General features: G+C 44.5%; 12 protein-coding genes and 1 pseudogene. 4 read left to right on the forward strand and 9 right to left on the reverse strand.

All coding sequences use genetic code 11. The features are described 5' to 3' along the window. Positions 1-49 precede the first annotated feature (49 nt). Positions 50-508 carry a hypothetical protein gene (locus SKA34_RS20955; protein WP_006647624.1) on the forward strand — a complete coding sequence of 153 codons (459 nt, stop codon included), beginning with the start codon at positions 50-52 and terminating at the stop codon, positions 506-508. Positions 509-576: 68 nt separating this feature from the next. On the opposite strand, the gene SKA34_RS20960 is transcribed toward SKA34_RS20955, so the two are convergent. After that, a complete protein-coding gene (locus SKA34_RS20960; protein ID WP_006647623.1) occupies positions 577-2,895 on the reverse strand; it encodes a Tex family protein in 2,319 nt (772 codons plus the stop codon). Between the two features lie 163 nt (positions 2,896-3,058). Continuing rightward, a complete protein-coding gene (gene greB / locus SKA34_RS20965; protein ID WP_006647622.1) occupies positions 3,059-3,541 on the reverse strand; it encodes a transcription elongation factor GreB in 483 nt (160 codons plus the stop codon). Between the two features lie 364 nt (positions 3,542-3,905). Between greB and ompR the strand changes: the two genes are divergently transcribed. Further along, positions 3,906-4,625, forward strand: a complete 720-nt coding sequence (gene ompR / locus SKA34_RS20970) for a two-component system response regulator OmpR (protein ID WP_006647621.1) — start codon at positions 3,906-3,908, stop codon at positions 4,623-4,625. 3 nt (positions 4,626-4,628) lie between these two features. Continuing rightward, the gene (gene envZ / locus SKA34_RS20975; RefSeq protein ID WP_006647620.1) at positions 4,629-5,963 is read left to right on the forward strand and encodes a two-component system sensor histidine kinase EnvZ; all 1,335 of its coding nucleotides are present in this window, start codon (positions 4,629-4,631) and stop codon (positions 5,961-5,963) included. A 71-nt stretch (positions 5,964-6,034) separates the two neighbouring features. Here envZ and SKA34_RS20980 read toward each other — a convergent pair whose 3' ends face one another. The 7 genes and pseudogenes from SKA34_RS20980 to SKA34_RS21010 form a co-directional block, all read right to left on the reverse strand. Continuing rightward, a complete protein-coding gene (locus SKA34_RS20980) occupies positions 6,035-7,438 on the reverse strand; it encodes a uracil-xanthine permease family protein (protein WP_006647619.1) in 1,404 nt (467 codons plus the stop codon). A gap of 281 nt (positions 7,439-7,719) precedes the next feature. Then, positions 7,720-9,801 carry an ATP-dependent DNA helicase RecG gene (gene recG / locus SKA34_RS20985; protein WP_006647618.1) on the reverse strand — a complete coding sequence of 694 codons (2,082 nt, stop codon included), beginning with the start codon at positions 9,799-9,801 and terminating at the stop codon, positions 7,720-7,722. After that, complete coding sequence (trmH, locus tag SKA34_RS20990) at positions 9,801-10,526, reverse strand: tRNA (guanosine(18)-2'-O)-methyltransferase TrmH (protein ID WP_006647617.1); 726 nt, start codon at positions 10,524-10,526, stop codon at positions 9,801-9,803. The genes recG and trmH overlap by 1 nt, the downstream gene beginning before the upstream one ends. Before the next feature lie 116 nt (positions 10,527-10,642). Beyond that, complete coding sequence (spoT, locus tag SKA34_RS20995; RefSeq protein ID WP_006647616.1) at positions 10,643-12,745, reverse strand: bifunctional GTP diphosphokinase/guanosine-3',5'-bis pyrophosphate 3'-pyrophosphohydrolase; 2,103 nt, start codon at positions 12,743-12,745, stop codon at positions 10,643-10,645. Between the two features lie 17 nt (positions 12,746-12,762). Continuing rightward, positions 12,763-13,036: pseudogene (rpoZ, locus tag SKA34_RS21000) on the reverse strand (DNA-directed RNA polymerase subunit omega). A gap of 51 nt (positions 13,037-13,087) precedes the next feature. Beyond that, positions 13,088-13,714, reverse strand: a complete 627-nt coding sequence (gene gmk, locus SKA34_RS21005) for a guanylate kinase (RefSeq protein ID WP_006647614.1) — start codon at positions 13,712-13,714, stop codon at positions 13,088-13,090. A 201-nt stretch (positions 13,715-13,915) separates the two neighbouring features. Next, positions 13,916-14,779, reverse strand: coding sequence for a YicC/YloC family endoribonuclease (locus tag SKA34_RS21010; protein ID WP_006647613.1), 864 nt, complete (start codon positions 14,777-14,779; stop codon positions 13,916-13,918). Between the two features lie 228 nt (positions 14,780-15,007). Between SKA34_RS21010 and rph the strand changes: the two genes are divergently transcribed. After that, entirely contained in the window at positions 15,008-15,724 is a 717-nt protein-coding gene (gene rph, locus SKA34_RS21015; RefSeq protein WP_006647612.1) for a ribonuclease PH, read from the forward strand. Positions 15,725-15,829 lie beyond the last annotated feature (105 nt).

Genomic DNA, 15,829 nt, shown 5'->3' on the forward strand with positions numbered 1-15,829 from the left:
GTAACCACTTGGGTTTGTTTAATTTGAACATGGTGAATTTACTTTCGGTATGAATATTTCTCCTCTACAAGCTGGTGGTATGCCATTAGCTACAACGGTCAATCCGCCAACCGATCAAGTTGCGCGGGATAACCGGGTGCGAGAAAAAATTGTCCCGTTAACTGCAAGTAGTGCGGCGGCAGATGAAAAGCCAATCACGAGTGAAGAGAAGCAGCTAAAAAAGCCAAGTTGGGATCCGAGTGAACATCCAGATTACGATAAGCAAGATGATGAAATTTTAAGAGGCTATCAAGATGATATTGCCCGTATTGTTGATCTGTTATCCGTGAGTAATTATCTTGATAAAGACAGTGTGCTGGGATACAGCATGCACATTAAATTGCCGCGAGAATTACTTGAGCAATTAGATAAAATTAATCAAAACGAGCGGACTAAAGGGGTGGTAGCATTTAAGTATGCACAAGCCAGTTTGCCAAATCCACCAACAGAATATCTGCAAGTGATTTGATTTTTACTTGATAAAATAAAGCCAGACATCCCGTCTGGCTTTTTTGTTTAACGTAATAAGGCGTTAGCTTATTTTTTCTTCGCATTCGCAAAGGCTGCTGCAAACGCACCACCCATTCCGGCATTACCGTTATCACGTTGACGTGTTGGTTGTGATTGGCGAGCAGGGCGTGGGGCATTATCACGAGGCTGACGTGCTGGTTTTTCTTGACCTGGCTCATCAGATAAACGCATCGACATACCAATACGTTTACGCGGTAAATCCACTTCCATCACCTTCACTTTAACGACATCACCGGCTTTTACCACTTCACGTGGATCAGAGATAAACTTATCTGATAAAGCTGAAATGTGGACTAAGCCATCTTGGTGTACGCCGACATCAACAAAAGCACCGAAGTTAGTCACGTTAGTGATCACGCCTTCTAGTACCATTCCAGGGATGAGATCTTTTACTTCATTAACACCTTCAGCGAAGGTAGCTGTTTTAAACTCAGGACGAGGATCTCGACCGGGTTTATCCAGCTCGCTAATGATGTCGGTTACCGTAGGCAAGCCGAAATCAGTATCGGTGTAGTCAGCCGCTTTTAAGTTACGTAGGAAATCAGTATTACCGATTATCGCATCTACGGGTTTATCGTTCGCAGCAGAAATAGCTTTTACTACCGCATAAGATTCAGGGTGAACCGCAGAGCTATCAAGTGGGTTTTTACCATTCATGATACGTAAAAATCCAGCACACTGCTCAAACGCTTTTGGTCCTAAACGTCCGACTTTTTTTAGTGCCGTACGCGCATTAAAGCGACCATTTTCATCACGGTAGTTCACGATGTTTTGTGCGATGGTTGTGTTCAAACCTGCCACGCGCGTCAGTAATGCAGCAGATGCGGTATTAACATCCACCCCCACGGCGTTCACACAGTCTTCTACGACAGCATCGAGGCGTTTAGCTAGCATACTTTGGCTAACATCGTGCTGGTATTGACCGACACCGATAGATTTCGGATCAATTTTCACTAACTCTGCCAATGGATCTTGTAGACGACGACCGATAGATACCGCGCCACGGATTGAAACATCTAGGTTTGGGAATTCATTAGCGGCAAGCTCTGATGCTGAATACACTGATGCACCGGCTTCGCTCACCATTACGCTCTGTACTTTTAGGTTATTATCTTTAAGTAGCTTGGCGACAAACGCGTCTGTTTCACGTGAAGCAGTACCATTACCAATCGCAATTAAGTTAACGTTATGCTTGTTGATTAAGGCTAAAACGACTTTGCTTGATTCGGCAATCTTGTTGTGGGGTTGGTGCGGGTAGATGGTGGCAGTATCGAGCAACTTACCGGTTTCATCAACCACTGCAATCTTACTGCCTGTACGTAAACCAGGATCAAGCGCTAATGTTACGCGAGGGCCAGCAGGGGCAGCCATCAATAGATCTTTGAGGTTGTCGGCGAATACTTGCATCGCGCCATCTTCGGCTTTTTCACGTAGTGCGCTCATCAGTTCGGTTTCCATGTGCATTAAAATCTTAATGCGCCATGCCCAACTTATTACTTGTTTGCGCCATAGATCGGCTGCAGCTGTACCCAGTTTTACACCGTAGTGTTCGGCAATAATCACTTCACAGTAAGAGCCTCGCACGCTTTCGTCTTGGTTGGGATCTGCATTCAATGCTAATTGCAGGAAGCCTTCATTACGACCACGAAATAGCGCGAGTGCGCGGTGAGATGGAATGGTTTTTAATGGCTCGTTATATTCAAAGTAATCTTTAAATTTTGCACCATCGTGCTCTTTACCATCGACAAGGCGAGAAGTCAGCTCTGCTTGACCTTTTAGCTGGCGACGGATTTTATCAAGCAAGGTTGCATCTTCAGCAAAGCGTTCCATTAAGATTGCGCGAGCGCCATCCAGCACCGCTTTGGTATCAGCAAAGCCTTGCTCTAGATTCAAAAATTGTTCAGCTACTTGATCTGGGGAGTTGTCAGGTTGGCTCCAAAGCAGATCGGCTAAAGGCTCAATACCGGCTTCAATGGCAATTTGACCTTTGGTGCGGCGCTTAGGCTTGTAAGGCAAGTAAAGATCTTCAAGACGGGTTTTACTGTCTGCCGTCTTAATTTCAGCCTCTAGCGCAGGGGTCAATTTACCTTGCTCGGTAATCGATTTTAAAATGACCTGACGACGATCATCGAGCTCACGTAAGTAACCTAAACGTGATTCTAAATTACGAAGTTGGGTATCATCCAAGCCGCCAGTGACTTCTTTACGGTAACGGGCAATAAAAGGCACGGTGTTACCATCATCGAGCAGTGTGACTGCTGCATTGATTTGTTCATTTCGAACATTCAGTTCGCTGGCAATCAGCTGATTAATAGAGTTGCTCATCCGTAGGTATCTCTTGTTTATCGTTAAGCTTACATTCTACGTCTCCCGATGAGGGTAGCAAGTTTACCGATGTTAAGTGTGTGTCAGTGAGCAGAAAAAAGTTCGGAAAAGAAGCCGTGTACATAACGAACGGCTTCTATCGTATGCAGCAGTGATGATTTAATTATTCAATGTCGGTGTCGTAGCGGATTTCATTGATAAACCATTCTTTCTTGCCAAGCGGTGTGGTAACGACAATATCATCATCGACCTCTTTGCTGAGTAACGCTCGCGCCATGGGTGAATCAATCGAGATATAGTCGTTTCTGCCATAAATCTCATCAGGGCCAACGATACGAAAGGTCTTTGTTTCTCCCGCCTCATTTTCTATTTCTACCCAAGCACCAAAGAAGATTTTGCCGTCTTGTTGCGGCGAGTAATCAATCACTTTTAATACATCAAGACGTTTACGCAAAAAGCGTACTCGACGGTCAATTTCACGCAAGCGTTTTTTATTGTATTGGTAGTCGGCATTTTCCGATCTATCACCCAAACTGGCAGCCCAAGTGACTTTCTTGGTCACTTCAGGGCGGTCTTCACGCCATAAGAAATCAAGTTCTTTTTTTAATTTATTGTAACCTTCACGCGTCACTAGGTTGGTTCTCATAGCTATCCTTATAACATGACGTGAACGAGGAATAGGGCGATGATCTAACGCTTAGACGGATGGGTCAATAAGCGCAATAATAAATTGTCGCGGTAAGTTTCAAATTATGTAGAAATAAAGATGAGATATGACAGGGGAGCGGTGTCATTTTTCTAAGGTAAAGTAGACTGCAACCCTAGTTTTCACTTCATTTTAGCTATTTTATAATTACTTAATTGACTCAGACGCTTATCTGGCGCATAAAACGCATATACATACTCTGTTACATATTTGCCTGAAAAAAACGCAGGAAATTCTGAGTCTGTTTAGTGAGCTGACGTACACTACGGCAAAAGCTCAAGACCTCGACCGCTGAAGGTGGATTATGCAAGAAAATTACAAAATTCTGGTTGTTGATGATGACATGCGCTTGCGCGCGCTATTAGAACGTTATTTATTTGAGCAAGGATTTCAGGTTCGAAGTGTGGCAAATGGCGAACAGATGGATCGTCTATTAGCCCGTGAAACGTTTCATCTAATGGTGTTAGATTTAATGCTACCAGGTGAAGATGGCTTATCAATTTGTCGTCGCTTACGTAATGCTAATAACATGTTACCTATTTTGATGCTAACAGCAAAAGGTGATGAGGTTGATCGCATTGTGGGTCTTGAAGTGGGCGCTGATGATTATCTGCCTAAACCGTTTAACCCTCGAGAGCTGTTAGCGCGTATTCGTGCGGTACTACGTCGTCAAACCATTGAAGCACCGGGCGCCCCGAGTGTTGATAGCAAGATGATTGAATTTGGCGAATTCCGTTTAAACTTAGGCACGCGTGAAATGTTCCGTGGTGATGTTCCTATGCCATTAACTTCTGGTGAGTTTGCGGTATTAAAAGCATTGGTTACTAATGCTCGTGAGCCAATGTCACGCGATAAGTTAATGAATATGGCGCGTGGTCGTGAATATTCAGCAATGGAACGTTCTATCGACGTACAAATCTCACGTTTACGCCGTATGGTTGAAGAAGATCCAAGCCGTCCACGTTATATCCAAACGGTGTGGGGTTTAGGTTACGTCTTCGTTCCTGATGGCCGCGAGGCGTAAGCCATGCGTTTATCACCAAAAAGCACATTTGGTCGAACGTTAATCCTATTAGCTGGCTTGCTTATCGCAAGCCAGATTTTTTCGTATCTGACCATTGTTAATTACGCCTTATTACCCAGCATTCAGCAATTCAACCGCATCTTATCTTATGAAGTAAAATTGATGCTTAACGATGAATTGGCAATGCCGGATGATCAATGTGTACATCTTGACCGTCCTCTTCGTCGTAAACTATTAGAAGAGTTAGGTCTAACCTTAGTCGCACCTGATAGTGAAGCGGCCAAACCTTTCCATGATGCTATGCATATCGGTTATCTCAGTGAGCAGATGACCAAAGATCTTGGTTCACCAACCGATGTTCGTTTATTGCTAGGTGCTGACAGTTATGTACTGTGGCTAAAAACCGATGCGATGCCGAATTTCTTAATGCGAGTACCGTTATCAGAACTTCAAGAAGAAGACTTTGCGCCGCTATTTCGTTATAGCCTGATCATTGCCTTTCTTGTGATTGCTGGCGGCTGGTTATTCATTCGGATCCAAAATCGTCCATTAATGGAGTTGGAACAGGCTGCACTTATGGTGGGCCGCGGTGAAACGCCGCCACAACTCCCTGAGCAAGGCGCTTCTGAAATTCGTTCAGTAACCAAAGCCTTTAATCAGATGTCACAAGGTATTAAACAGCTCGAAGAAGATCGTGCGCTGTTAATGGCAGGTGTTAGCCATGACTTACGTACACCATTGACCCGTATTCGTCTTGCAACAGAAATGATGTCACCTGAAGACAGTTATTTAGCGGAATCGATGATCACTGATACCGAAGAGTGTAACGCGATTATTAGTCAGTTTATGGATTATCTAAAATCGACCAAGAAGCAGGAAGAAGAAGAGATCGACCTGAATACCTTGTTGATTGATGTTGCGCATACTGAAGGCAGTTACGGTAAAACTATTGATCAGCAACTCGGTGAGATCCCTGGAACGGTTTCTGCTAATGCGGTTGCGCTTAAACGTGCAGTAGCTAATCTTGTCGTGAATGCACAACGTTACGGTAAAGGTTGGGTGAAGATATCGAGTGGTGCTTCTGCTTATCGTAAATCTGTATGGTTCTGCGTTGAAGATGATGGCCCAGGTATTGCGCCTGATCAGGTCACTAAGATGTTCCAACCCCTAACGCGAGGTGATGCTGCTCGTGGTAGTGAAGCTGAAGGGACAGGACTAGGACTTGCGATTGTGAAGCGTATTGTTGATCAGCATGATGGTGTTATTTTAGTACGTAACCGCAGCGAAGGTGGTTTACGTGTTGAAGTGACGTTACCGTTACATAAGCTAAAGCTGTAAGCCTCGCACAACATAAAATAGAAAAAGCCCACAGTGAGTTGCTTGCTGTGGGCTTTTGTTATTATGTGGTTTTATTTTGCAGTCACTGCGTCACTAGGGTCATTTACTACCGCGTTATTAACTGTTTTTTCTTCAGGTAAGATTATGTTAAGCAAGATAGCAGTAATACCACCGGCAGCCATTCCTGATGAGAGAATACTTTTCACAATGTCAGGTAAGAATTGCAAAATCTCAGGCTTTTGTGAAATACCTAAGCCCATCGAAAAAGACAGTGCCATAATTAAAATTGCGCGTCGATCAAGCTCGCAGCGAGAAATTATCCGAATACCTGATGCGGCAATCGTACCGAACATCACGATAGTAGCTCCACCTAATATGGGCTCTGGGATCAATTGTACAAGGCTTGCCACACTAGGAAATAAGCCGAGTAACACCAACATTCCAGCAACGAAATAACCAATATAACGGCTTGCAACACCAGTTAGTTGGATGATGCCGTTGTTTTGGCTAAAGGTAGAGTTAGGGAAGCTGTTAAGCACAGCAGCCATTGCTGAGTTAAGCCCATCAGCCAATACGCCACCTTTGATACGCTTTAGGTAGATGGGACCTTTTACTGGTTGTTCAGATGTTTCGGAAGTGGCAGTGATATCACCAATAGCTTCAAGTGAGGTCACAGCAAAGACAATCACTAAAGGGATCAGCAAACCCCAATCAATACTTAGCCCGTACTGAAATGGGGTTGGGATCGCAATTAAGCTATTTGAGATAGCAATATTGGTATTAATCATGCCTAACCACCAGGCTAATAAGGTGCCAGCCGTCATCGAAATAACAATAGAAGATACGCGTAGGTACGGGTTTTTTACGCGATTTAATAACACGATAAAACCAAGAACGGTACCAGCTAGTAATAGGTTATCAAGACTACCGAAAGTACCATTTTCTATTGCAGTATAACCACCACCAATTGACGTTAAACCGATTTGAATAAGGGTTAAACCGATCAGTGTGACCACTATGCCAGATACCAGTGGGGTAATGATGCGCTGTGCGTACTGCAAGATACGTGAAATAAATACTTCGGTAAAAGACGCTAAAAGAGTTGTGCCAAAGATAGCAGCCATCATGGTTGGAATATCTGCGCCGCCAGCTTTAAGTGCCAGACCCGCACCAATGATAGGACCAAGGAAATTAAAGCTCGTGCCTTGGATCGATAATAATCCAGAGCCAACGGGGCCAAAGGTACGAATTTGAATAAAGGATGCAATCCCTGAGGCTAAGAGTGACATGCTTACTATGGTGTTAGTATCGCTGGTGGGGAGCCCTAATGACTGGCAAATAATCAGTGAAGGGGTGATCACTGCAACAAACATAGCTAATAAGTGTTGGGTTGCTGCGAAAAGACTTTGGGCAAAAGGCGGGCGATCATTTAACCCATAAACTAGATCGCTATTACGTTTTGGTTGGCTCGACATTGCCAGATTCCTGATTGTTTTGGCTCGTATTGCTTTTGTTACGCTGAATGGGCAACAAAGTGTCTAAGGCGTGTGTTTCTGTGATTGCTGTTACTCAGAACGTCAAAGACCACAATAGTTGAGCAGTTAAGAAGTCGAAGGGTATTGTAGAGAAGTTTTACTAAATAGCAAACGTTTGCGTCCTGTTATTTGATAGTATTGATTTTAGTAAAATGGGGCTATATAAAATAAAAGAGAAATAAAGATCAAGGCCTACAATCGCTATAGGCCTTTGATAAAAATTAAGCGTTTGAGTAGTTTTCTCGCTGTCCTAGCCAACGATCAATGATTGCTTTGGCGTTATCGGGGTAACTGTCATGAATATAGCGAGCCAGCTTCTGCACTTGAGGGATCATGTATTGGTCACGGATAAGATCGGCGACTTTAAATTCAGCAATACCGGTTTGTTTCGTACCTAATAATTCACCTGGACCACGAATTTCTAAATCTCGTTGGGCGATCACGAAACCATCACTGCTCTCACGTAAGACCCCTAAACGCTTTTGTGCAGTTTTAGACAGTGGTGCGTGATAAAGTAATACACAGTGACTCGCAACTTTTCCTCGACCGACACGGCCACGTAGCTGGTGGAGCTGCGCTAAGCCTAGCCGTTCAGGGTTTTCAATTACCATTAAACTGGCATTGGGTACATCTACCCCGACTTCAATCACGGTTGTGGCAACTAACAAATTTAGCTCGCCTGCTTTAAAGCTTGCCATCACCGCTTGTTTTTCTGCAGCTTTCATTCGCCCGTGTACTAAACCAATTTTTAAATCAGGTAGTAAACCTGTCAGTTCATCGGCAGTATCTGAGGCGGCTTGGGCTTCTAATACTTCAGATTCATCAATCAAGGTACATACCCAATAGGCTTGGCGCCCTTCATTAACGCAAGCCGATAGAATACGCTCGATAATTTCAGGACGACGGGCATCGGGTAAGGCAACGGTTTGGATCGGTGTTCGGCCGGGTGGTAGTTCATCAATGACCGAGGTATCCATATCGGCATAAGCTGTCATGGCAAGGGTACGTGGAATGGGGGTTGCCGTCATGACTAACTGGTGTGGGTAGCGACCCTCATTGGCTCCTTTTTCTCGTAGCTCTAAACGCTGATGGACACCAAATCGGTGTTGTTCATCGATGATGACTAGCGCTAAATTTTCAAATTTAACGTGGTCTTGGAATAAGGCATGAGTGCCGACCACCATCTTCACTTCACCGCTAGCAATACGGGCAAGTTCAGTTTCGCGCGCTTTGCCTTTCAGCTTACCTGCCATCCAGCCAACCTGAATACCCATAGGATTAAACCAGTTGGCAAAGTTGATGGCATGCTGCTCTGCCAGTAATTCAGTTGGTGCCATTAATGCGACTTGAAAACCATGTTCGATGGCGCGTAGGGCGGCAAGAGCGGCAACTAAGGTTTTACCTGAGCCAACATCACCTTGAACTAAACGCATCATAGGTTGCGGTTTAATAAGATCAGCTTCAATGTCAGCGACAACACGTTGCTGAGCTCCTGTTGGCGAGAACGGTAGACTATTTAGCAGTTGCTGCTTTAATGAATCTTTCGCTGCAAGTGGCCAAGCACTATGTTGTTGTCCCTTACTACGTAATGCCAGCATCGATAAATTTTGCGCTAATAATTCTTCTAAAATTAATCGGTGTTGAGCAGGATGCTTACCTGCTTCTAATTGATCTAATGAGATATCAGGTGTTGGACGGTGCATTGCACGTAATGCCTGCGCAAGCGTCATTTGACGGTCGTATAAACCTTCAGGCAGTAGTTCTGTCACCGCTGCCTTATCGAGCAAATTGAGCGCTTGGTCGGTTAAGTTACGCAGGGTTAGTTGACGTAAGCCATCAGTGGTTGGGTATACAGGTGTTAAGGTTTCTTCAACGCTCAGTTCGGTCGGCTCTGAGAAAATACGGTAATCCGGATGAATGATCTCAAGACCGAATTTACTGCCTTTGATTTCGCCGTAAGCTTTAACTTGTTTACCTTCAGCAAAGCTATTTTTCATTGCCGCATTGAAATTAAAAAAGCGCAGCGTGACAGAGCCTGTACCGTCTCCAATTTTTACGGCCAGCATTTTACGTTTACCGAAAGTAATGCTGGTATGGTGGACTTCACCTTGAACAGTCAAGTGTTGTCCAGGCATGGCTCGATTGATAGGCCAAATACGAGTGCGATCCTCATAGCGAAGTGGCAAATGAAACAGTAAATCTTGGACATTATGGAGCCCAATCTTTTCCAGTTTCTCTGCCATTTTTGCTCCAACGCCAGAGAGTTCAGCTAGCGAAATGGTATTGAGGAGTTGTCCGCTCATTACTCGTTATTCTCCATTACGGGTTGGCGTTTTTTCACTTTCTTCGCTTGCATGGCTGCCCACCACACTTCATCAGCGACAATCTGACCTTGTTCATCGAGTTGTGGGTAAGGTAAGCCTTTTTGTTGCGCGACTTTAGCAAGAACTGGATGACCTCGTTCAAACAAAATACGGTTAACCACATCGTCTGGTAGTAAGGTTTTTTCACGCTCATACATACCTGCATTTTGGCGTTGGCGCTGTGCTTCGTACAAAATCAACGCGCTTGCTACTGATACGTTTAATGACTGCACCATGCCGACCATTGGAATAATGATATCCTGATCCGCCATTGCCAGCGCTTCAGCAGTGATCCCGTTTTTCTCTCCGCCTAAAATAACCGCTGTTGGCTTGGTGTAATCGACGTCACGAAAATCAATCGCAGTATCAGACAGGTTGGTAGCCAGTACTTGCATGCCTTGATCTTTTAATGTTTGTACGGCTTCAACCATAGAATCATGGGTATCTAATTCAACCCAATTACGCGCACCTGCCGAAGTATGGCTTAATACTTTCATGTTTTCTTTGGGCCAAACGGCATGGACTTTATGTACACCGACAGCATCAGCAGTGCGGATTATTGCTGAGACATTGTTAGGTTTATGGACTTCTTCCATACATACCGTCAGATCGGGCTGACGCGTTGCCAATACTTGGTGGATACGTTGAAAACGATCTGGGGTCATGCATGTTACCTAATGAAAAAATGAGATAGGTTAATGATAATAATGCTTTATTGCCAAATACACAAAACGCCCAATAAAGGGCGTTTTTATGATGAAAAATGTGCGTATCTTAACGCTTAGTTTTTCTGGCGCGCAACACGTACTACATTGGGCATGATACGAATTCGACGCATAATGTTGGCTAAATGAATACGGCTACGTGTGGTTAACTTAACGGTGATGGTGTATAAACGGCCATCTTTTTCTTCCGTTGCTAAGCCTTGAATATTCGAGCCTGTCGCAGCAATAGTGTTGGTGAGATCGGCTAATGCACCTTGGTGGTTTTGCATATCAACTTTCAAGCTGGTAACAAACTCCTGATCGAAGTCTTCACTCCATTCTACCGCCATGTACTTATCCGGCTCTTTACGATGACTACGGACATTGGCACATTCTTCACGGTGGATCACTAAACCTTTCCCAGGGCTAACATGGGCAATGATCGGATCGCCATGAATCGGATGACAGCAGTTAGCAAAGGTTAATAAAATGCCATCAGCCCCTTGGATAGGTAAGCGACGATCATTTTCTTTTGGCGTGAGTTCATCGACATTGCCTAACAAACGACGAGCAATTACAACACTCATCACTTCACCTAAGCCAATTTCAGCGAGAAGATCATCCATTGAGCTGAGTTTGAAATCAGACAATACTTTGGTGATATTTTCGCTAGCAATATTATCAATATTGGTGCCACCAAGTGCATGATTTAGCAAGCGACGACCTAAAGTAATCGATTCATCACGGCGCATGGTTTTCAGTACTTGGCGGATCTTAGTACGGGCACGAGATGTCACCACGTAGTTAAGCCATGCAGCGTTAGGTCTAGCGCCAGGAGCACTGATAATATCAACTGTCTGACCGTTTTTAAGTGGTTTGCTAAGTGGATAAGGTTGGCGATCAACACGAGAGCCAACACATGCATTACCCACATCAGTATGCACTGCGTAAGCGAAATCTACCGCAGTTGCGCCAACAGGCAATTCAACAATACGGCCTTTCGGGGTGAAAACGTAAATCTCGTCAGGGAAAAGATCCGATTTTACATTTTCAATGAATTCAAATGAGCTACCTGCACTTTGTTGAAGTTCAAGTAAGCTTTGCATCCAACGCTGGGCTTTCACTTGCGCGGTGGTACCTGAGCTTTCGCCATCTTTGTAGGTCCAGTGTGCAGCGACGCCTTTGTCTGCCATTTGGTCCATGTCTTCGGTACGAATTTGTACTTCAACAGGAACACCATGTGGGCCAACAAGCGAGGTATGCAGCGATTGATAGCCATTGGCTTTCGGGATCGCTATGTAGTCTTTCATGCGGCTAGGACGCGGTTTGTACAGGTTATGTACTTGTCCTAATACGCGGTAGCAGGTATCTAAATCACTCACAAGTACACGGAAAGCATAGATATCCATGATAGAGTGGAAACGCTGCTCTTTGTTCTTCATCTTGTTATAGATGGATAACAAGTTTTTCTCACGACCTAATACGGTTGCGTGAATTCCCGCATCACTGAGGCGACCCTCAATTTCAGCGTGAATTTTATTGATCATCTCTTTACGGTTACCACGCGCCGCAGCCACAACTTGTTTTAATACACGGTAGCGATTTGGGTATAACGCTTCAAAGCCAAGCTCTTCAAGTTCAGATTTGATGTTATGGATACCCAGACGGTGGGCAAGAGGAGAGAATATTTCAAGGGTTTCGCGGGCAATACGACGACGTTTATCGGGGCGAAGTGCGCCGAGTGTTCGCATATTGTGGGTACGGTCAGCCAGCTTAATCAAAATTACGCGAATATCATGAGCCATTGCCATGATCATTTTGCGGAAGTTTTCAGCTTGTGCTTCTTTTCGGTCACGAAACTTTAATTTATCCAGTTTCGATACGCCATCGACCAATTCCGCGACAGTGTCGCCAAAACGGCTGGCGAGATCTTCTTTAGTGACCTCGGTATCTTCGATTACGTCATGAAGCAATGCTGCCATGAGCGTTTCAATATCGAGACGCATTTCCGCTAATATGCGAGCAACCGCAACGGGATGGATAATATAAGGCTCGCCAGTGGAGCGAGTTTGCCCTTCGTGTGCGTCGCGAGCAACGAGAAAAGCCTGCCGAAGAGCCTCTAGTTGAGGCTCTGGCAGGTACTCGATTGCGACTTCTTTCAGGCTATCAAAAAGATACAATTCGCCCGGTTCCCTGATTAACGGTGGTCGCCAGCAATAGCACTAACTGCTGCTAATTCAGCAGCTTCTTGCTCTTGCAGTTCCTGACGCTCACGAGCATCAAGGATATCTTTAGTAATTAGGCTTCTTCGATTTCACGAAGCGCAATTACTGTGTACTTGTCGTTTTCTTCAGAACCAATGGATCCTTACCGCCGGTTTGCATTTGACGTGCGCGGCGAGCAGCAATTTGGATCAGATCGAAACGGTTGCCAATTTTATCAACAGCGTCTTGAACGGTTACGCGTGCCATGGAGGACTCCAGTGGTTATTAAATTAGGAATAGAAAATTGTACAAAATAACTTACTGATCTGCTAGTAGTGCAGACAACATGCTCTTATATTTAGCAGCTTGTTTGTCTTGCTTCAATCGTTCAGCACGAATAATTGCTTTAAAGTCGATTAAAGCAACATCAAAATCATCATTTACGATAACATAATCATACTCATCGTAGTGTGAGATCTCTGAACGAGCTTCTTGCATACGACGTTCAATAACAGTTTCGCTATCTTGACCGCGCGCATTTAGACGACGCTCTAATTCCTCTTTTGAAGGAGGAAGGATGAATAAGCTCTTAGCCGCAGGCATTTGTGTGCGAATTTGACGCGCACCTTGCCAGTCGATATCCAGGAATATATCAATCCCTTTATTTAATTGCTCTTCGATCCATAGGCGTGAAGTGCCGTAGTAGTTGCCGAATACTTCTGCATGTTCAAGGAATGCACCTTGTTCTACCAAGTCAGTAAATTCTTCTACGCTAACGAAATTGTAATGAACACCGTGTTTTTCACCCGGGCGCATGCCACGAGTTGTGTGGGACACGGATACTTTCATGTCATAGGTCGGGTTTGTTTCAAGAAGGGCATTAATCAAACTTGATTTACCAGCACCGCTTGGGGCCGACACGATGTATAGAGTACCTTTGCTCATTGCCTATTTTCACTCAGTGATAGAAGGGCGCGAAGATTACCATGATCTGCGCATAATTGAAATTAGCTGATTGCTGGAAAATTCATCTTTTTGTGTGATATAGCTTAAGCCTAGCTGGCTTTAAGGCGTTTTTCATAATTGCAGCAGTGAATCAATGACAATCAAGGAAACCATAGCTTCCTTGATTGAGCGATTATCGAGTTATTCGATATTCTGAATCTGTTCGCGCATTTGCTCAATCAGAACTTTAAGTTCAACTGCAGAGGCGGTCACTTCAGTGTTGATTGATTTTGATGCGAGGGTGTTAGACTCACGGTTGAACTCTTGCATCATGAAGTCTAAACGACGACCACATGCGCCACCTTTCGCGATGATTTTTTGGGTTTCTTTCACGTGAGAATCAAGGCGATCAAGCTCTTCTGCGACATCACTCTTTTGCGCTAGCATGATCAGCTCTTGTTCAATGCGGTTAGCATCAAGATCAACTTTTGCTTCTTCAAGACGAGACATAATGCGCTCACGCTGCCAGTTAATGATTTCTGGCATCATAGTGCGTACTTTGGTCGCTTCAATCGAAATAGCATTCAGACGTTGGTCGATAAGTTGCTTCATGTTGTCGCCTTCGCTTGCACGTGCGGCAACGAAGTCATCCATAGCTAGTTCAAAACCCGTCAGTAGATCTTTGTTAATCGTATCTAAATCTTGCTCTGGTGCTTCCATCACACCCGGCCAATTAAGGACTTGGAATGGACCGATATTACCTTCACCGGCGGTTTCTTTTACCCATTTAGCTGCGGTAATAACTTGCTTTGCTAACGCTTCATTGATGGTTAGCTCTGTGTTTGCGGCAATATTGGCTTCAAAACGTAGATTACATTCCACTTTACCGCGAGCAAGACGTTTACGGAAACGCTCACGTAATACAGGCTCTAAGCTACGAAATTGCTCAGGCATACGAATGTAGGTTTCAAGATAACGTTGATTTACTGAGCGGATCTCCCACACAGCAGTGCCCCAATCGCCTTTAATTTCGCGACGAGCATAAGCAGTCATACTATGGATCATGGCTTGTGGCCTTTTAGTTGAGAATGGTGCGACGACTAACTTACCGTTACCCACGATAAGTCTTAATTATTCATAACAAGGTGCGTCGTTACCGGGTGTTGAGATTATATGCGATATTGACCTCAAGGGGCTACTGTTTGTCAGCTTACGTTATCGTTTTCTCGTGCACTGAGATTGAGTTATCGCTATAATCGCCGGTTAATATCATCCAGCCAAAGGGAAATCCCGATGCGTCCAAGCGGAAGAAGTGCGACTCAAGTTCGTCCAATCACTATTACTCGCCAATATACAGCCCATGCTGAAGGTTCAGTTCTGGTTGAGTTTGGTAATACCAAGGTTATTTGTACCGCGAGTGTAGAAGAAAATGTTCCGCGCTGGTTAAAAGGTAAAGGCCAAGGTTGGGTGACGGCTGAATATGGCATGCTGCCTCGTGCAACGCATACTCGTAATCGTCGAGAAGCTGCGAGTGGTAAGCAAGGTGGACGTACGATGGAAATCCAACGTCTTATTGCGCGTAGCTTGCGTGCTGCGGTTGATTTAAAAATATTAGGCGAGCAGATGATCACCGTTGACTGTGATGTTATTCAGGCTGATGGTGGTACACGTACCGCGTCTATTACAGGTGCGATGGTGGCACTGGTTGATGCAATTAATTATATGCTAGAAAATGGCATGATTAAGAAAAGCCCACTGAAAAGTATGGTGGCTGCGGTATCTGTTGGTATCTATAAAGGCGAACCTACTTGCGATCTTGAATATCTTGAAGATTCAGCAGCGGAAACTGACATGAACGTGGTGATGACAGAAGAAGGCAAGATGATTGAAATCCAAGGCACAGCCGAGGGTGAAGCCTTTAGTCACGAAGAATTACTGGCAATGTTGGCGTTAGCGAAAGACGGCATTAGCGACATTATTTCAATGCAGAAAAAAGCGTTGGAAAATTGATTTTGAAGCGGTTCCTATTGGGAGCCGCTTTTTTTTGCCTAAAACAGAGTACCGTGCGCGTCTGTTTTGGTGGTTACCTGGCTGTAAGTTTAGGTAACAGGTACA

Origin of the sequence: Photobacterium sp. SKA34 (assembly GCF_000153325.1) — a bacterium.
Lineage (GTDB): Bacteria > Pseudomonadota > Gammaproteobacteria > Enterobacterales > Vibrionaceae > Photobacterium.